Annotated in this window: 14 protein-coding genes; 10 read left to right on the forward strand and 4 right to left on the reverse strand. The window is 70.2% G+C overall.

What is annotated here, in order from left to right:
- The first annotated feature begins 5 nt into the window (after positions 1 to 5).
- Both AC5YDV_RS04740 and AC5YDV_RS04745 read left to right on the forward strand, forming a co-directional pair.
- Positions 6 to 1127, forward strand: a complete 1122-nt coding sequence (locus AC5YDV_RS04740) for an SGNH/GDSL hydrolase family protein (protein ID WP_496183210.1) — start codon at positions 6 to 8, stop codon at positions 1125 to 1127.
- Between the two features lie 22 nt (positions 1128 to 1149).
- Complete coding sequence (locus tag AC5YDV_RS04745) at positions 1150 to 1560, forward strand: hypothetical protein (RefSeq protein WP_496183211.1); 411 nt, start codon at positions 1150 to 1152, stop codon at positions 1558 to 1560.
- Here AC5YDV_RS04745 and AC5YDV_RS04750 read toward each other — a convergent pair.
- Positions 1545 to 2396 (reverse strand): AfsR/SARP family transcriptional regulator, encoded by an 852-nt coding sequence (locus AC5YDV_RS04750; RefSeq protein ID WP_496183212.1) that lies wholly within the window; start codon positions 2394 to 2396, stop codon positions 1545 to 1547. The genes AC5YDV_RS04745 and AC5YDV_RS04750 overlap by 16 nt on opposite strands.
- 174 nt (positions 2397 to 2570) lie before the next feature.
- On the opposite strand from AC5YDV_RS04750, the gene AC5YDV_RS04755 reads away from it, so the two are divergent.
- The 3 genes from AC5YDV_RS04755 to AC5YDV_RS04765 all read left to right on the forward strand — a co-directional run bounded on the left by AC5YDV_RS04755 (position 2571) and on the right by AC5YDV_RS04765 (position 5704).
- Positions 2571 to 3188, forward strand: a complete 618-nt coding sequence (locus tag AC5YDV_RS04755) for a YqeG family HAD IIIA-type phosphatase (protein WP_496183213.1) — start codon at positions 2571 to 2573, stop codon at positions 3186 to 3188.
- Between the two features lie 75 nt (positions 3189 to 3263).
- Positions 3264 to 4727, forward strand: a complete 1464-nt coding sequence (glmU, locus tag AC5YDV_RS04760) for a bifunctional UDP-N-acetylglucosamine diphosphorylase/glucosamine-1-phosphate N-acetyltransferase GlmU (RefSeq protein ID WP_496183214.1) — start codon at positions 3264 to 3266, stop codon at positions 4725 to 4727.
- A complete protein-coding gene (locus AC5YDV_RS04765) occupies positions 4724 to 5704 on the forward strand; it encodes a ribose-phosphate diphosphokinase (RefSeq protein ID WP_496183215.1) in 981 nt (326 codons plus the stop codon). Before glmU ends, AC5YDV_RS04765 begins: the two co-directional genes overlap by 4 nt.
- 35 nt (positions 5705 to 5739) lie before the next feature.
- Here AC5YDV_RS04765 and AC5YDV_RS04770 read toward each other — a convergent pair whose 3' ends face one another.
- Positions 5740 to 6240 carry an MFS transporter gene (locus AC5YDV_RS04770; protein ID WP_496192401.1) on the reverse strand — a complete coding sequence of 167 codons (501 nt, stop codon included), beginning with the start codon at positions 6238 to 6240 and terminating at the stop codon, positions 5740 to 5742.
- Between AC5YDV_RS04770 and AC5YDV_RS04775 the strand changes: the two genes are divergently transcribed.
- The 5 genes from AC5YDV_RS04775 to AC5YDV_RS04795 all read left to right on the forward strand — a co-directional run bounded on the left by AC5YDV_RS04775 (position 6224) and on the right by AC5YDV_RS04795 (position 12751).
- The gene (locus tag AC5YDV_RS04775) at positions 6224 to 6685 is read left to right on the forward strand and encodes a hypothetical protein (protein ID WP_496183217.1); all 462 of its coding nucleotides are present in this window, start codon (positions 6224 to 6226) and stop codon (positions 6683 to 6685) included. The two genes, AC5YDV_RS04770 and AC5YDV_RS04775, sit on opposite strands and share 17 nt — an antisense overlap.
- Before the next feature lie 197 nt (positions 6686 to 6882).
- Positions 6883 to 7500, forward strand: a complete 618-nt coding sequence (locus AC5YDV_RS04780) for a 50S ribosomal protein L25/general stress protein Ctc (RefSeq protein WP_496183218.1) — start codon at positions 6883 to 6885, stop codon at positions 7498 to 7500.
- Between the two features lie 6 nt (positions 7501 to 7506).
- Positions 7507 to 8106 (forward strand): aminoacyl-tRNA hydrolase, encoded by a 600-nt coding sequence (gene pth / locus AC5YDV_RS04785; RefSeq protein ID WP_496183219.1) that lies wholly within the window; start codon positions 7507 to 7509, stop codon positions 8104 to 8106.
- 241 nt (positions 8107 to 8347) lie between these two features.
- Positions 8348 to 11608: a carbamoyl-phosphate synthase large subunit gene (gene carB, locus AC5YDV_RS04790; protein ID WP_496183220.1), complete on the forward strand. Its 3261-nt coding sequence runs from the start codon at positions 8348 to 8350 to the stop codon at positions 11606 to 11608.
- A 114-nt stretch (positions 11609 to 11722) separates the two neighbouring features.
- Entirely contained in the window at positions 11723 to 12751 is a 1029-nt protein-coding gene (locus AC5YDV_RS04795) for an SGNH/GDSL hydrolase family protein (RefSeq protein WP_496183221.1), read from the forward strand.
- A 105-nt stretch (positions 12752 to 12856) separates the two neighbouring features.
- Here the strand turns inward: AC5YDV_RS04795 and AC5YDV_RS04800 are convergent, their stop codons facing one another.
- Complete coding sequence (locus tag AC5YDV_RS04800) at positions 12857 to 13660, reverse strand: dienelactone hydrolase family protein (RefSeq protein ID WP_496183222.1); 804 nt, start codon at positions 13658 to 13660, stop codon at positions 12857 to 12859.
- Positions 13661 to 13708: 48 nt separating this feature from the next.
- Entirely contained in the window at positions 13709 to 17635 is a 3927-nt protein-coding gene (gene purL, locus AC5YDV_RS04805; RefSeq protein WP_496183223.1) for a phosphoribosylformylglycinamidine synthase, read from the reverse strand.
- Positions 17636 to 17709: the final 74 nt, after the last annotated feature.

The raw sequence follows: 17709 nt of genomic DNA on the forward strand, positions 1-17709 counted from the left end.
ATCCCATGAGCACAACCCGCACCCGTGGCGTCCGGGCCCTGCTGGCCCTGACGCTGGCCGGGTTGGCGGCGGCGTCCGCCGTGGTGGCACCGACCACTGCGGACGCCGCGGTGGGGCCGCGCATCTACGTGGCGAGCGGCGACGACATCCCGGCCGGGCACGACCTGAACGACGACGCCAAGCGCTATCCGGAGCAGCTCCTGGAGAACCACCTGCAGAAGGTGGGCTGGGTCGCCTACAACCAGGGGAAGAACGGTCAGACGTCGTCGGCCTACCTCACCGGCGGCGGGGTCGCGAATGCCTACAACAAGCGTCCCGACCTCCTGACGATCCAGCTCGGCGAGCAGAACGCGACGATCGTCGACCTCGTGGACCGTTGCTTCAAGAAGGTCAAGGACCACGACTTCGCGGAGGCCAACGCCTGCGCGGCCGCCATCTTGGCCAACCCCACGATCTGGAGTGACCTGAGGTCGAACTACACCACGGCCCTGCAGTACACACGGATGATGGCCTCCCAGCGGCCCGCGCTGGTGATCGCGGTGGTCAACTACCCCAACCCGTACCCGTCCGCCCTGTCGGCGACGACCAACGTCCCGTTGCTGTGCACGCCGTTGGTCGACACCGCGCTCACGTGCACGACCCGCTGGCTGCAACTGCCGCCGGCGCTGCTCCTCCTCGACCAGGTGTTCACCAAGCTCAACAACACCCTCAAGGAGGCGCTCGCGCCCTTCCAGGCCGGGCCCAACGGGGCGCGCTGGGTCTATGTGGACGCCGCCACGCCGTTCAAGGACCACTGCATGAAGATGGACGTCTCCATCAGGACGACCGTCTACCACGGCACCTACAGCGACCAGCACAACTCCCAGCGCGACTTCGGCTGCAACGACCCCTGGTTCATCGAGGGCACCACGGGCACGAAGATCCCGCAGTACCTCGACCCCGCCGCCACCGGTGTGTTGGTCATGAAGACCCAGACGACCACCGGTATGGGGGTGTGGGTGGACGCCGACGGCCAGAAGTGCATCGCTGACGCCATCTGGGAGGCCGACACCATCGAGCCGGGCACGACCCCCTTGAAGTGGAAGCTCGGGTACGCCGAGCAGCCTGACACGACCGTGTGCGGCTGACGCGCGGGCAGGAGGAGGAACCATGAACAAGATCGCCACGGGTGTCCTGACGGCGCTGCTGCTCGTCGTCGCGCCGGCCACCGCCCACGCCGGTCCGGCATCCGGCACGACCGACCTGCTCGGACCCGCGGTGTCCGGCTCGTCGGTGGAGGTGGACGTGTCCGTGCTGAGCGATGCCCCGGTCGTCGACCACCAGTACACGTTCGTCAACGAGTGCTGGTTCGGGCCGAAGGCGTCGGGTCCGGCCGACTCGGTCCAGCGGGACGCCATCGTCGGGTGGGTGTACTCGGAGCCCGCCCCCTACGGCGACGTCCCGCACGCCACCATGACGGCGAACCTGGTCAGCGTGCCGGTCGGGGCGACCTGCCGCGTGTCGCTCGACCGGGGGAACACACTCATCAAGGGATCGGTGGGCACCTACACGGTCACATGACGGGCAGAGCCGTGCACGGCCGGGTCCGAGCGGAGAATCGCCGCATAGACCCGTTCGAGATCAGGGACCGGCGCGATCCCGAGCTCCGCGTCGAGGCGCTCCCGGAGCGTCGCGATGACCCGGAGGGCCTCGCCCTGCCGGGCGGCCCGGGCCAGGGCGAGCGCCCTCAGCCCGGTCAGTCGCTCGTTGAACGGGCGCTCCTGACAGACCTGGGCCAATTGGGCGAGGCTGAGGTGCACGGCCCCGAGCCCCAGGGCGAGGGTGAGGCCCAGTTCGAGGGCCGACGTGCGCAGTTCGTCGAGGCGCGCGCGCTCGGCCGAGGCCTCGGGCAGGTCACCCAGGTCGGCGTACGCCTCACCACGCCAAGCGCGCAACAGCTTGCTCAGGGTCGCGATCGAGGCCGAGGCGGCGGGCGCCAGGTCGTCGGTGACGCGGGGCAGCCAGGGATCGGACACCTGGGCGACGAGGACCTCCGCCTCGGACGTGGCGACGCCCAGCCGCTCCGCGTCCACGGCGTCCGGACCCAGGCGCAGCCGGTAGCTCGACCCCGTCGTGACGAGGATGCCGTCCGGGGCCCGGGTCGTCCGGCCGGGGTGCAGGGCGTGGCGGAGCGCAACGACGTAGCTCTGAAGTGTGTTGTGGGCCGACCGGGGAGGGCGGTCGCCCCAGACCGCCGGGACGATCCGGTCGACGGTGACCGTTCGGCCGTCCGCGAGGACCAGGACGGCCAGCAGTGCGCGGAGCTTGGCGGCCGACAACGCCACGTCGACGCCGTCGCGCGCCAAGGTGGTCATGCCCAGGACGCAGACATCGAGACTTGGTTCGGCAGTGGACATGGGTGGTCATCTCGGTGGGGGTGAAGGACGCAGGACCGGGACCAGAGCTGCGTCCAGTGGCAGGACCAGTGTGAACCCGCTGGTCGGCGGCGTCCAGACCCCGACGTCACCCCATTCCACCCGACACGGACGGCTTCTCCTGACGACACCCGCGACGCCCGGTAGGTTCGAGCCATGACCACCGTCGCACGCCGGGCGGGAGCCATCCGCCCCGACTTCGTCATCGACGCCGTCGCGCACCTGGCCGCCGCCGACCTCCGCGTCCTCGCGCCGCAGGTCAGGGCGCTGTGCTTCGACATCGACGGCACCATCACGGACTACCACGCCCCGACGGTCCCCGCCGACGCGACCGACCACCTCCGTGGCCTGGCCGAGGCCGGGTACGAGACCTTCGTCGTCAGCAACTGCTACGGCGAGCGAGTCCGTGAGGTGCACCGCCTGTTCGAACCCCACGTCACGGCGGTCATCACCCCCGAGGACTGCGTCGACCCCGCCGATCCGCACCCCAACCCGCGCAAGCACGGCAAGCCCGCGCCGGACATGATCCTCGCCGCGGTCCGGCTGGCGGAGGTGGCGCCCGGTGAGGTCCTCATGGTCGGCGACCAGATGTTCAAGGACGTCCTGGCCGCCCGCCGCGCGGGGACGCGCGCGCTCCTGGTCCCCCGCCTGGGGCCCAGCGACCACGCGGGCGTCCGGTTCCTGCAGCGGCCGATGGAACGCGTGCTCCGGCCGCTGCTGGGCCTGCCCGGCCCGAGGAACGCCTGGCCCCCCGTGATGTCCGCCGTCCCCTGACGCGGGCGCCCGGTGGGGTCTCCTCGCTAGGATGGCGAGCATCGCACCAAGCCCCGACGGTCAGGAGAGCGCCCCATGAGCGAGCAGGCACAGGAACGCGGAGTGGCGGGAGTGGTCGTCCTGGCCGCGGGCGCCGGAACGAGAATGAAGTCACGCACCTCGAAACTGCTCCACCAGGTGGCCGGACGGTCCATGCTCAGCCATGCCATCAGCGCCGCGGACGCCCTGACGCCCGAGAACCTCGTCGTGGTGGTCGGCCACGAGCGCGAGCAGGTCGAGGCCCACCTCGCCGAGATCGCCCCCCACGTGATCACGGCCGTCCAGGAGAACCAGAACGGCACCGGGGACGCCGTGCGCTGCGGCCTCGCCCCGATCCACGACATCCAGGGCGAGGTCGTCGTGACCTACGGCGACGTCCCGCTGTTGACCGGCGAGACGCTCCTCGACCTCGTCGCCGCGCACCGGGCCCACGGGGACGCCGTCACGCTGCTGACCGCCGAGTTGGACGACCCCCACGGTTACGGGCGCATCGTCCGGGACGCCGACGGCGACCAGGTCGCGGCGATCGTGGAGCAGAAGGATGCGACCCCCGAGCAGGCCACGATCCGGGAGATCAACGCCGGCATCTACGTCTTCGAGGCGGAGGTCCTGCGCGCGGGGCTGGAGTCCCTGACCACCGACAACGCGCAGGGCGAGCTGTACCTGACCGACGTGGTCAGGTTCGCCCGGGCCCAGGGGCTGCCCGTCCACTCGCTCGTCCTGGCCGACCGATGGCAGACCGAGGGCGTGAACGACCGGGTCCAGCTCGCAACCTTGAACAAGGAGTACAACCGCCGGCTCATCGAGAGGGCGCAGCGTGCCGGTGTCACGATCGTGGACCCCGACACCACGTGGCTGCACGACACCGTCGACCTCGCGCCCGACGTGACGATCCTCCCCGGCACGAGCCTCGAGGGTGCGACGTCGGTAGCCTCGGGCGCCACCATAGGCCCGGACACCACGCTGGTCGACGTCGAGGTGGGGGAGAACGCCACCGTCGTCCGCACCCACGGCAGCCTGGCCGTCATCGGCGCGGGCGCGTCCGTCGGGCCCTTCGCCTACCTCCGTCCCGGCACCGAGCTGGGGGCCGGCGGCAAGATCGGCACGTTCGTCGAGACCAAGAACGCCAAGATCGGCCCCGGAGCGAAGGTGCCGCACCTCACGTACGCCGGTGACGCCGACATCGCCGAGGGCGCCAACATCGGGGCGGGCACGATCTTCGCGAACTACGACGGGGTCAACAAGAGCCGGACGTCCATCGGCCGGTACAGCTTCGTCGGCTCCAACACGGTGCTCATCGCCCCCGTCGAGGTGGCGGACGGCGCCTACGTCGCCGCCGGTTCCGCGCTCACGGACGAGGTCGGGCCCGGGGAGTTGGCCATCGCCCGGGGCAAGCAGCGTAATATTCCCGGTTGGGTGGAGAGTCGCCGCGCCGGAACCAAGACGCACCGGGCCGCAGTCGAAGCGAGCGACACGAGGGAAGGAACCTCCGAGCAGTGACGGGGATCAAGCGCCAGTCCGAGAAGCATCTGATCGTCGCCTCCGGGCGCGCCTACCCCGAGTTGGCCGAAGAGGTGGCTTCTCTCATCGGCGTCGACCTCGTCCCGACCCGAGCCCTCACCTACGCCAACTCCGAGATCTATGTGCGCTTCGAGGAGTCCGTCCGCGGCTGTGACGCCTTCGTCATCCAGTCCCACTGCGCGCCGGTCAACGAGTGGCTCATGGAGCAACTCATCATGGTGGACGCCCTCAAGCGCGCGTCCGCCAAGCGCATCACGGTCGTCTCGCCGTTCTACCCCTACGGACGCCAGGACAAGAAGCACGCCGGCCGCGAGCCCATCTCCGCCCGCCTGGTCGCCGACCTGTACAAGACCGCGGGCGCCGACCGCCTCATGTCCATCGACCTGCACGCCTCGCAGATCCAGGGCTTCTTCGACGGCCCCGTCGACCACCTCATCGGGCTGCCGGTGATGGTGGAGTACATCATGAAGAACTACCCGCTCGACAACCTCACGGTGGTCTCCCCGGACGCCGGCCGCGTCCGCCTGGCCGACGCCTACACCGACAAGCTCGGCGCGCCTCTGGCGATCATCCACAAGCGCCGCGACCCCAACAAGGCCAACGAGGTCGCCGTGGGGGAGGTCGTCGGTGACGTCGCGGGGCGTGTGTGCCTGCTGGTGGACGACATGATCGACACGGCCGGGACGATCTGCGCGGCCGCCCAGACGCTGAAGGACCACGGCGCGGCGAAGGTCATCGCGGCGGCGACGCACCCGATCCTGTCGGGCCCCGCGGTCGAGCGCCTCAACGCCTCGGCCTTCGAGGAGATCATCGTCACCAACACGCTGCCGATCAGCGACGAGATCAACATCCCGAAGCTGACCGTCCTGTCCATCGCGCCCCTGATCGCCGAGGCGATCCGTCAGATCTTCGAGGACGGCTCGGTCACCAGCCTGTTCGACGGCGCCCACCTGTAGGCGTCCGCCGGGTCGCCGAGCGCTGGGTCGCTCGTTCAGGCGCCCACCGCCGGGCTGTCGGCCTCCCAGGCTGCCAGTTCCTCGGCGTGCATCGCCTCGTGCCTGCGCCGTCCGCCCCGCAGGCCCACCGCGGCCAGCACGAGGACGATGGCCAACACCACGGGGGCGAGGTAGAAGCCGAGGGTGTAGGACTTCGACACGGGGTCGTACGCCAATCCCCAGATCGGTGCGCCCACCGCCATGCCCAATGTGTAGGCCGAACCCGCCACCGACCAGATCTTGCCGAAGTCGCGAGGACCCATGGACTGGGCGGTCAGCAGCGGTGGCTCGACCGTGCCGGTCGACATGCCGGACGACATCAGCAGCATCGCGAACATCGGGATGATCGTCCCGAAGGCGGCGAAGTGGGGCAGGAACAGGAAGAAGCCGGCCTGCAGCCCCAGCGCGATGGCCATCGCGGCGAGGACGCCGACCTTGTCGTTCAGCACGCCGAGCAGCGGCTTGAGCACGATCAGCCCGATGGTCCAGATCGACATCAGCAGCGAGTACAAGATGGCCTCCTCCCTCGGTGGCGCGATCGGCGCCGCGATCTCGCTGGCCGTCTTCACCGGCATGGCCGGCGCGGGTGGCCAGTTCCTGGGCAACGTCGTCACCATGGAGGGCGCCCAGACCAACACCGGCCTGCGCGCCGCCGGCATGATCGCCATCGGCGTGAACCTGCTCTTCTGCGTCCTGGCCATCCTGTCGATCGTGATGACCGTCCCCAAGGGCGGCGGCAACCGCGACCTCGGCAAGGTGGCACCGTCCCCGGCCCCGCAGCCCCAGCTGCCGCCGGACGACGCACGCCAGGCCGTCCTCGCCCGCCTGTCCACCCTGTCGCTCGCAGAGCTCGAGAGGTTGGAGAAGCAGATCCTGGTCGGCGAGCTCGCCGAACTCGAACCGGGCGTGCTCAAGCAGTTGGTGGAGGAGCGCCGCCGCTGACCGCACCTCGCTGTCCCGCGACCGGGTCGGCGTCGTGGACCTCCGGGTCCCCGGCGCCGACCCGGTCGGCGTTTGGCCGTGCCCACGGCGTCCGCTACCATGGACAGGTTGCTTGGCGAGGGGACTCACGTCCCGTGATCGACACGGCGCTCCCTTGCCCAGGCCCCTGTCTTCGAAGCAAGGTTGAGGAGAACCACATGTCGAACGAGATCAAGCTCGCCGCCGAAAGCCGTACCGAGTTCGGCAAGGGCGCCTCGCGCCGCCTGCGCCGCGACCACAAGGTGCCGGCCGTCATCTACGGCCACGGCACCGACCCCGTCCACGTCGCGCTGCCGGGCCACGACACCCTGCTCGCGCTGCGCACCGCCAACGCGCTGCTCACCCTCAGCATCGACGGCGGCAAGGAGATGCTCGCCCTGCCCAAGCAGGTCCAGCGCGACCCGATCAAGGGCTTCCTCGAGCACGTCGACCTGCTCATCGTCCGCCGCGGCGAGAAGGTCGTCGTCGAGGTCCCGATCAACGTCATCGGCGAGGTCGAGGAGGGCATCCTCAACATGGACCTCCAGACCATCGCCCTGCAGGCCGAGGCCACCCACATCCCGGCCCACGTCGAGATCGACGTCACCGGCTTCGGCATCGGCCACCAGGTCACCGCCGCCGACCTGACCCTGCCCCAGGGCTCTGTCATCGCCGGCGACCCGGAGGAACTCGTCCTCACCGTCGCCGCCCCGATCTCCGAGGAGGCGCTCGAGGCTTCGCTCGAGGGTGGCGAGGCTCCCGCTCCGGTCGAGGCCGACGAGGCCGAATCGGAGTAATCCACCTTGGCTGCATGGCTCGTGGTCGGGCTCGGGAATCCGGGCCCGACCTACGCGTCCACCCGGCACAACGTCGGCTTCATGGTCGTCGACGAACTCGCCGCGAGGGCGCGCGCGTCCTGGTCGGCGCCGCGCGGCATGCGCGGGGACGTCGCCGAGGCGCGTCTCACGGCCTCTGGCATGGGGGGCATCGGGGCTGACGCCACGCGCGTCGTCCTGCTGAAGCCCCGCACCTTCATGAACGAGTCGGGGGCGTCCGTGGCCAAGGTCGCGGCGTTCCACAAGATCGCCCCCGACCATGTGGTGGCGATCCATGACGAACTGGATCTCGACTTCGGCCAACTCCGCCTGAAGTCCGGCGGTGGCGACAACGGTCACAACGGCCTGCGGTCCATGCGTTCACACCTCGGGACCGGTGACTTCTTCCGGGTGCGCTACGGCATCGGACGCCCGCCCGGCCGTCAGGACCCGGCGGCCTACGTGCTGGCCCCCATTCCGGCGAAGCTGCGCGAGGAGTACGGCGTCCAGACCTCGCGCGTCGCGGACGCGGTCGAGGCCCTGATCAACGAAGGCCTCGCGGCCACCCAGAACCGCTTCAACTCCTGAGAGCCTGGCCGCCGGGCCGGGGTCTTCCCGACGTAGAACCATCTGGACCACATTTGGTTCACCCAGTCTCGAAGTTGTGAGACATCACCTGTTGTCAGCGCGATTCACACTTCATGGCGTCGCTGCTCATGTGGTCCAGATGGCGCTACGTCGGCGGAGCCGCTGGCCGGACGCGTGCCATGTGCGGCGCGAAGACGGGTTAGGGTGGTCGACGCCCTACCTGCAGTCCGGAGGAGTACGCATGCCCAAGCGCGACGACATCAACAAGGTCCTCATCATTGGCTCCGGGCCCATCGTGATCGGGCAGGCGTGTGAGTTCGACTACTCCGGCACCCAGGCGTGCAAGGCGTTGCGCGGGCTCGGCTACAAGGTGGCGCTGGTGAACAGCAACCCGGCGACCATCATGACCGACCCCGTCATGGCCGACGAGACCTACATCGAGCCGCTCAATGTGCCGACGCTCGAGGCGATCATCAAGCAGTCCAAGCCGGATGCCCTGCTGCCCAACCTTGGCGGCCAGACGGGTCTCAACCTGTCCACCGCGCTGGACCGCGAGGGCATCCTCGAAGCCAACGGCGTGCGGATGATCGGCATCACCCAGGACGTCATCGAGCGTGGCGAGGATCGCGAGACCTTCAAGCGCACCATGGCAGAGATCGGCGTCGACATGCCCCGGTCCAAGACCGTCGAGAGCATCGAGGACGCGCTGGCCTTCGCCCACGAGATCGGCTACCCCCTGGTCGTGCGCCCCGCCTACACGATGGGTGGCACCGGCGGCGGCTTCGTGTACTCCGACGACGACATGAACACCATCGCGTTCCGTGGCCTCCAGGCCTCGCCGATCAACCAGATCCTCGTCGAGGAGTCGATCCTCGGTTGGGAGGAGCTCGAGGTCGAGGTCGTCCGCGACGCGAAGAACCAGATGATCAGCGTCTGCTTCATCGAGAACGTGGACGCCGTGGGCGTCCACACCGGCGACTCCTACTGCAACGCGCCGATGATGACCATCTCGCCCGAGCTGCAGCAACGCTGCGAGGAGACCGCCCACCGCATCGTGAGCGAGATCGGCGTCATCGGGGGCACCAACGTCCAGCTGGCCCACAACCCGCGGACCGGGCGCCTCGTCGTCATCGAGATCAACCCGCGCACCTCGCGCTCCTCGGCGCTGGCCAGCAAGGCGACGGGATTCCCGATCGCCATGGTCTCCACGCTGCTCGCGGCGGGACTCACGCTGGACGAGCTGCCCTACTGGCGCGACGGTTCGCTCGAGAAGTACACCCCCGACGGTGACTACGTCGTGGCCAAGTTCGCCCGCTGGGCGTTCGAGAAGTTCCCCGGGGCCGTCGACAAGCTCGGCACCCAGATGCGCGCCGTCGGCGAGGTCATGAGCATCGGCAAGGACTACAAGGAGGCCTTCGGCAAGGCCATCCGCGGCCTCGAGAACGGACGCCTCGGGCTCGGCAACGCGTCCGACTTCCGCACCCTCGGGCTCGATGAGTTGATCAGCCGGCTCGAGGAGCCCAGCTCGGATCGCCAGTACCTCATGTACGAGGCGCTCCGAGCGGGCGCGTCCGTCGCGCAGCTGCACGAGCTGACGCACATCAAGGCGTGGTTCATCGAGCAGATGGCCGAGATGCTGGCCGTCGAGACCGAGATCGAGGCCTACGCCGGACGCCTGGCGGACCTGCCCGCCGACCTGCTCCGCCGCGCCAAGGAGGCCGGCCACGGGGACGCCTACCTGGCCCGGATCCTGGGCGTAACCGAGGCCGAGCTGCGGCAGCGCCGCATCGCCGACGGCATCGTCCACCGCTACGAGGCCGTCCCGGTGTCGGGTGTCGAGGGCGCCGAGTACTACTTCTCGACGTACGCACCCGAGGACCCGAACCGCCCCAACCCGCTGCCCGACCCCAAGCCCGTGTCGGACAAGCGCAAGGTGATGGTGCTCGGCGGCGGCCCGAACCGCATCGGCCAGGGCATCGAGTTCGACTACTGCTGCGTCCACGCCGCCTACACGCTGCGCGACGCCGGCTTCGAGACGATCATGGTCAACTGCAACCCCGAGACCGTGTCCACCGACTACGACACCTCCGACAAGCTCTACTTCGAGCCGCTCACCGTGGAGGACGTGCTGGCCATCGTCGAGCGCGAGAAGCCCGAGGGCGTCGTCTGCCAGTTCGGCGGCCAGACCCCGCTCAACATCGCCCGGGCGCTGCAGGAAGCGGGCGTCCCGATCATCGGCACGTCCCCGGACACGATCGACCTCGCCGAGGACCGTGACCAGTTCCGCGCCATCATGGACCGCCTCGAGATCCCGATGCCGTCCGCGGGCATGGCCGTGACCACCGACGAGGCCGTGGCTGTGGCGTCCGAGATCGGGTACCCGGTCATCGTCCGCCCGAGCTACGTGCTGGGCGGGCGCGGCATGGAGATCATCCACGACTCCGCGAACCTGCGCCGCTACATGGACGGCGCCGAGGGCGTGACGAAGGACCGCCCGATCCTGATCGACCGCTTCCTGGAGAACGCCCTGGAGTGCGAGGCGGACGCCGTGTGCGACGGCACCGACGCGTTCGTGCCCGCGGTGATGGAGCACATCGAGTACGCGGGCATCCACTCGGGTGACTCGGCATGCATGGTGCCGTCGGTGACGATTCCGGACGAGCAGCTGGCCATCATCGAGGACTACACGCGGCGCATCGCCATCGAGCTCGGCGTCGTGGGCCTGATGAACATCCAGTACGCGATCCTCGACGACGTGGTCTACGTCCTCGAGGCCAATCCGCGCGCGTCCCGCACGGTCCCGCTGGTGTCGAAGGTCTGCGACGTGAACATGGCCTCGCTGGCGACTCGCCTGATGCTGGGGGAGTCCCTCGACTCGCTCGACTTGAAGAAGCGCCACGTCCCGTTCTTCGGGGCCAAGGAGTCGGTGTTCCCGTTCAGCATGTTCCCCGAGGTCGACCCCCTGCTCGGACCGGAGATGCGCTCCACCGGCGAGGTGCTCGGCCTGGCGTCCAACCCGGGGCTGGCGTTCTTCAAGAGCCAGGAGGCCACCTCGACGCCGCTGCCGCTCGAGGGCACGGTGCTGCTGACAATCGCCGAGCGCGACCGCATCGACACCGGCGAGGGCAGCCCGGGCCACAACCTCCTGGTCGCCGCGCGCACGTTCGAGGCGAACGGGTTCTCCCTCCTCGCCACCACCGGCACGGTGGCGTTCCTCGCCGAGCACGGCATCACGGCGTCCCCGGTGAAGAAGCTCCACGAGGGCTCGCCGAACATGGCCGACGTGATCCGGGAGGGCGAGGTCCAGCTCGTGATCAACACGCCGTCGGGCCGGGCGTCGGAGTACGACGACTCCTACATCCGCAAGGCGGCGATCCGCGCCCGCGTCCCCTACATCACCACGACGTCCGAGGCGTACGCCGCGGCCATCGGCATCGCCGCCCACAAGCGGGGCACTGAGGGCGTGAGGTCGCTGCAGGAGTGGCACGCCTCGATCGGCTGACCGCCCGCGAGAGTTCCTCGAGAATTCGCCAAAAAGCACCTGTCGGAGGGGCGGGGCACGGCCCTAGCATCGGGGCGGGCATCAGCCTGTCACCCGAACCCCCAAGGAGCCCCCATGCCAGTTCTGCGCCGCGCCGTCGCCGCCTCCCTCCTCGCCCTCGCCACCCTCGTCAGCGGAGTTGCCGCCACCCCGGCGTCCGCCGCGATCAGCTCCAGCTACGTCGCCCTCGGCGACTCCTACTCGTCCGGTGTGGGTGCCGGCCCCTACCTGAGCGACGGCACGGACTGCCTGCGCTCGCTGTCGACGTACGGCGGTGTGATCGCCCAGAGCTACAACCTGCAGCTGAACCTGCAGGCGTGCTCGGGCGCGGTCACGGCGGACGTGCTCAACCGGCAGGTGGGTGCGCTGAACGCCTCGACGGGCTACGTCACGATCAGCATCGGCGGCAACGACGTGGGCTTCGCCGGCGTCATCACCCAGTGCGCCCAGCCCGGCTGGATGTCGAACTGCGACGGCGCGATCAACAACGCCCTCGCGATCGCGGAGCGTGACCTGCCCGGCCGCCTCGACCGCGTCTACGCCGCCATCAAGGCGCGGGCCCCGCAGGCACGTGTGGTGGTCGCCGGGTACCCGCGGCTCTTCAACGGCCAGGACTGCCACCTGCTGACCTTCTTCTCGTGGACCGAGATGTCGCGTCTCAATGCCGCCGCCGACCGGCTGACCAGCATCACCAGCGCCGCAGCAGGCCGGGCGGGGTTCCAGTTCGCCGACGTGCGGGGCCCGTTCCTCGGCCACGCCGTCTGCGACAACCCGGAGTGGATCCACAACCTGTCCGTGTCGGTGTCGCAGTCGTACCACCCCAAGGTGGACGGCTACCGCTACGGCTACGTCCCCCCGGTGCTCGCGAAGATGGGGATCGTCTCGCCGATGCTGGCCACCGCGTCCGTGACGACCGGCGGCCAGACGTCGTCCGACACCAAGCGCGGCCAGGTCCAGGTGCCTGACCTGACCTCCGCCAAGGCCAAGGCCGCCGCACGGAAGGCGGGCGTCACCCAAGCCGAGCTGGACGAGCTCGTGGCGGCCCAGCGTGCCGGGGCCTCCAACGCGGCCCTGGAGGCCATGAGCGAGGCCGCGATCGGCTGAATCGTGGCGGCGCGGCGGGGGAAGGGTTTCCCCCTGCCGCGGTGCTGGCCGAGGGCATGGCCAACCTCGATCACCACACGTCCGCCACCGCAACGAGCGAGGCGGTCAAGCCGGCCGACGGAGCAACCGCTCGTCCAAGAACGTCAGGACCCGGTCGAGGGCCTCCCGGGTCGGATGCCCCGGCTCGTCGACCAGGGAAATCGTGAGCACCGAGTGCGCGGACGGCTCGATGCCTGCGGCGTTGCCCGGCGACGAATCGATCTCGATCCCCTCGAAGGAGGACCCGAGCGTCGCGCGCAGGGTCTCGAACCGCTCAGGTGGGCACCCCCGGTCGTTGGTGAAACGAAGCCCGAGCACCCGCAGGTCGTCCTTCGCGCGGGCTGCGATCGTGGCGAGGTCCTGGTCATCCAGGCCCAGGGCGGCGCGGCCACGCCTCCCGATGGGAGCGGGCATGACGGGCTGGCTCATGACGGACGCGACGACCGACGGTTCGAGCGCAGTCGCCAGCGCGAACCCCCCGGTGAAGCACATCCCGACCACCCCGACGCCCCGCCCACCACACTCGGCGGAGGCTGATGCTGCGAGCGCTCGCAGCCATCCGATGACCGGACTCGTGTGGTCGGCCAGTTTGGTGAACTCGCGTGCCACGCAGATCCGGACGATGGAGCGCGCGATGTCACGGCCCGTCGGCGGGGCTGCCGGTCGGCCGAACAGTGACGGCAAGTACACGGTGTAGCCCGCGGCGACCAGCCGGCGCGCGAATTCGATGACGCCCGGGTGCAGGCCGGGGATCTCGTGGAGCACCAGGACCGCCGGGCCCGAACCACCCCGAAAGACCTCGTAGGTCCGGCGGCCGTGCGTGAAGTCGAACGACTGGAAGTCCGGGCCGATCTGGGTGCTGGGGGTCATGCCACTCAGTGTGGGTCAGGAAGCCCTCGCCGGCGAACTGCGGGGCGCTCAGCCCACGTGGACCCGCGCGTTGCGGAACATGCGCAACCACGGGCTGGCCTCGTCCGCGGGACCGCTCGTCCAGCTCATCTGGATGTTGCGCAGCACCCGCTCGGGGTGGGGCATCATCGCGGTGAACCGGCCGTCGGGCGTCGTCACGGCGGTCAGTCCGCCGGCCGAGCCGTTCGGGTTGGCCGGGTATTCCTCGGTCGGACCTCCGTGGTTGTCGACGAACCGCAGGGCCGCGTGCACGGCGTCCGTGTCGCCGCGCGTCGAGAAGTCGGCGCGGCCCTCGCCGTGCGACACCGCGATGGGGATCCTCGAACCCGCCATGCCGGACGTGAAGATCGAGGGGGAGTCCAGCACCTCGACGAGCGACAGGCGCGCCTCGAACTGCTCCGAGGTGTTGCGACGGAACAGCGGCCACGCCTCCGCGCCCGGGATCAGCTCGGCCAGCGCGCCGAACATCTGGCAGCCGTTGCAGATGCCCAGCCCGAAGGTGTCGGGGCGGGCGAAGAACGAGCCGAAGGCCTCCGTCAGCGCGGGGTTGTGCAGGATCGATCGGGCCCAGCCCTCGCCCGCACCCAGCGTGTCGCCGTAGGAGAAGCCGCCCACGGCCACCAGGCCCGCGACCTCGCCGAGGTCGAAACGCCCGTTCTGCAGGTCGGTCATGTGGACGTCCAGGGCCTCGAAACCGGCCTTGTGGAACGCGGCGGCGGTCTCGACGTGGCTGTTGACGCCCTGCTCGCGCAGGATCGCGACCCTCGGCCGTGCACCCGTCGCGATGAACGGGGCCGCGATGTCCTCGCGGGGGTCGAACGTCGTCTCCACGTGCAGGCCGGGGTCGTCGTCGGACGCGAACGCGGCGTGTTCGGCGTCCGCGCACTCGGGGTTGTCGCGCAGGGCGGCGATCCGCCACGACACCTCGTCCCAGACCTGGCCGAGGTCGCGCAGGGCCGCGTCCAGCACAGGACGCCCGCCCACCGACACCGCGACGCGGCGCTCGGCGCGGGTGGACCCGACGACGCTGGTCAGGTCCGCCAGCCCGTGCTTGGCCAGCACCTCCCGCGCCTCGTCAATGGACGCCGTGGGCACGGCCACCAGGGCCCCCAGTTCCTCGGCGAACAGCGCCGCCACGGAACCGACCTCCAGCGTGAGGCCGACAGCGCCCGCCAGGCCCATCTCGACCGCCGCGGCCCAGAGACCACCGTCGGAACGGTCGTGGTAGGCCGCGACCAGACCGGCGTCGCGGAGTTCGTTCACGGCGTCCACCAGCGCGACGAGGCGCGCGGGGTCGTCGAGGTCCGGAACCACGTCGCCGAACGCACCGTTCACCTGGGCGAAGATGGACCCGCCGAGGCGGTCGACCCCGGCACCCAGGTCGACCAGCAGCAGCGTCTGCCCGGCACCGGCCTGCGGGGTGAGGGTGCCGCGGACGTCAGCCAGCGAGGCGAAGGCCGAGACCACCAGCGACACCGGTGAGGTGACCTGCTTGTCGCCCGCCTCATCGGTCCACTTCGTGCGCATCGACAGGGAGTCCTTGCCTACCGGGATGCTCACGCCCAGCGCCGGGCACAACTCCATCGCGACGGCGTGGACGGTGTCGTACAGGGCGGCGTCCTCGCCGGGCTCGCCGCAGGCGGCCATCCAGTTGGCCGACAGCTTCACCCGGTTGAGGGTGATCGGGGCGGCCAGCAGGTTGGTGATGGCCTCGCCCACGGCCATGCGGCCGGACGCCGGGGCGTCCACCGAGGCGAGCGGCATGCGCTCGCCCGAGCTCATCGCCTGCCCGGCGAAGCCGACGTGGTCGGTCAGGGTCACCGCGACGTCCGCAACCGGCACCTGCCACGGGCCGACCATCTGGTCGCGGTGGCTGAGGCCGCCGACGGTCCGGTCGCCGATGGTGATGAGGAACCGCTTGGAGGCGACGCTCGGGTGCCGCAGCACCGCGTGGGCGACGGTGCGCAGGGCGTCCGGGTCGTCGAACGGCGCCAGGTCCAGGGCGGGGGCCGACCACGTCAGGCGGGACACGTCGCGCGTCATCTTCGGCGGCTTGCCCAGCAGCGTGAACAACGGCATGTCGACCGCCGGGTCGTCGCCGGGGCCCGCCTCGATGCCGTCCTCGGCCAGGACCAACTGCCCGTCGTCGAAGGCCCGTCCGACCACGGCGAACGGAGCGCGCTCACGGGCACAGATCGCCGTGAAGCGCTCCAGGGACTCGGGGGCGATCGCCAGCACGTAGCGCTCCTGGCTCTCGTTCGACCAGATCTCCTTGGGGGCCAGCCCGGACTCCTCCAGCGGCACGGCGTCCAGGTCGAAGCGGGCACCCATGCCGGCGTCGTTCACCAACTCGGGGAACGCGTTCGACAGGCCGCCCGCACCCACGTCGTGGATCGCGAGGATCGGGTTGTCGGCGCCCAGCGCCGCGCAGGCCGTGATGACCTCCTGGGCGCGGCGCTCCATCTCGGGATTGCCGCGCTGGACCGAGTCGAAGTCGAGCTCGGCGGCGTTCGTGCCGGCCGCCATCGAGGACGCCGCGCCTCCGCCCATGCCGATGCGCATGCCGGGACCGCCCAGCTGGATGAGGAGCGAGCCCTCACCGAACGGCACCTTCTCGGTCTGCTCCACCGCGATGGAGCCCAGGCCACCGGCGCTCATGATCGGCTTGTGGTAGCCCCGGCGGACGCCGTCCACCGTCTGCTCGTAGACGCGGAAGAACCCGCCCAGCCCGGGGCGTCCGAATTCGTTGTTGAACGCGGCCGCGCCCAAGGGGGCCTCGGTCATGATGTCCAGTGGCGAGGCGATGTGGTCCGGCGCGCCGTAGTGCTCTTCCTCCCACGGCTCGTCGGTGCCGGGCAGGTTCAGGTTCGACACGACGAAGCCGGTCAGGCCCGCCTTGGGCTGGGAGCCGCGCCCAGTGGAGCCCTCGTCGCGGATCTCACCGCCCGAACCCGTCGCCGCCCCGGGGAAGGGCGAGATCGCCGTCGGGTGGTTGTGGGTCTCGACCTTCATCAGGACGTGAACCTCGCCCTCGCGCTCCGCGTAGGGGGCGGGTCCCGCGTACCCGGCGTCCGGATCGGGGAGGAAGCGCGTGGCCGTGCCGCCCTCCATGATCGAGGAGTTGTCGGAGTAGGCGACGACCGTGCCGGACGCGCGCCCGCCGGCGACGCGCTCGGTGTGGCGGATCATGCCGAACAGCGAGCTGTCCTGGGCAACGCCGTCGATGACGAAGTCGGCGTTGAAGATCTTGTGACGGCAGTGCTCAGAGTTCATCTGGGCGAACATCATGAGCTCGACGTCGGTGGGGTTGCGGTCCAAGCCGGCGAAGGCGTCCACGAGGTAGTCGACCTCGTCGTCGGACAAGGCCAGTCCATAGGTGGTGTTGGCCTGTTCCAGGGCGGCACGGCCGTGGCGGAGCACGTCGACGTGCTCCATCGGCTCGGCGTCCTTCTCGGCGAAGACCTCGGTCGCCGACTCCCGGTCCGGCAGCACCGACTCGGTCATCCGGTCGTGCAGGATCGCCGCGCAGGCGTGCCACGCGTCGTGGCCCAGCTCGGCGTCGAGCGCGAGCGTGTACTCGGTCACCCGCTCGACCCGGTGCAGGTCGAGCCCGCAGTTGCGGACGATGTCGGTGGCCTTGGACGCCCACGGCGAGATCGTGCCCAGCCGCGGCGCGACGATGACGGACGCCGTGCGCGCGGCCTCGACGGCCTCCGGCGCGGGGTCGCCGTAGTCGAGGATGCCGGCGATCGCCTCGGCGGCCTCGTCGGTCAGCTCGTCCTCGGTCGCGACGAGGTGCACGTACCGGGCTGTCACACCCTCGACCGCCGGGGCGACCTCCTGCAGGCGGGCCAGGAGGGCCGCCGCGCGGAACGGCGACAGGGCCGACCCGCCGGGCACCACGAAGAGGTCGTAGGAATGGGACGAGTTCGACACGGTGGTGCCCTCCGGAAGGTCGTGCTGGACGCGGTCTGGGACTCAACACAGGCTACCCGCGTGAGCCCCCGCAT

The sequence above is a fragment of the Propioniciclava sp. LT432 genome, from assembly GCF_059515965.1.

Bases quoted from the DNA above. Each gene is read 5' to 3' on its own strand.
- AC5YDV_RS04740 (WP_496183210.1), top strand. From the start codon at position 6: ATGAGCACAACCCGCACCCGTGGCGTCCGGGCCCTGCTGGCCCTGACG.
- AC5YDV_RS04745 (WP_496183211.1), top strand. From the start codon at position 1,150: ATGAACAAGATCGCCACGGGTGTCCTGACGGCGCTGCTGCTCGTCGTC.
- AC5YDV_RS04750 (WP_496183212.1), bottom strand. From the start codon at position 2,396: ATGTCCACTGCCGAACCAAGTCTCGATGTCTGCGTCCTGGGCATGACC.
- AC5YDV_RS04755 (WP_496183213.1), top strand. From the start codon at position 2,571: ATGACCACCGTCGCACGCCGGGCGGGAGCCATCCGCCCCGACTTCGTC.
- glmU (WP_496183214.1), top strand. From the start codon at position 3,264: ATGAGCGAGCAGGCACAGGAACGCGGAGTGGCGGGAGTGGTCGTCCTG.
- AC5YDV_RS04775 (WP_496183217.1), top strand. From the start codon at position 6,224: ATGGTCCAGATCGACATCAGCAGCGAGTACAAGATGGCCTCCTCCCTC.
- AC5YDV_RS04770 (WP_496192401.1), bottom strand. From the start codon at position 6,240: ATGTCGATCTGGACCATCGGGCTGATCGTGCTCAAGCCGCTGCTCGGC.
- AC5YDV_RS04780 (WP_496183218.1), top strand. From the start codon at position 6,883: ATGTCGAACGAGATCAAGCTCGCCGCCGAAAGCCGTACCGAGTTCGGC.
- carB (WP_496183220.1), top strand. From the start codon at position 8,348: ATGCCCAAGCGCGACGACATCAACAAGGTCCTCATCATTGGCTCCGGG.
- AC5YDV_RS04795 (WP_496183221.1), top strand. From the start codon at position 11,723: ATGCCAGTTCTGCGCCGCGCCGTCGCCGCCTCCCTCCTCGCCCTCGCC.
- AC5YDV_RS04800 (WP_496183222.1), bottom strand. From the start codon at position 13,660: ATGACCCCCAGCACCCAGATCGGCCCGGACTTCCAGTCGTTCGACTTC.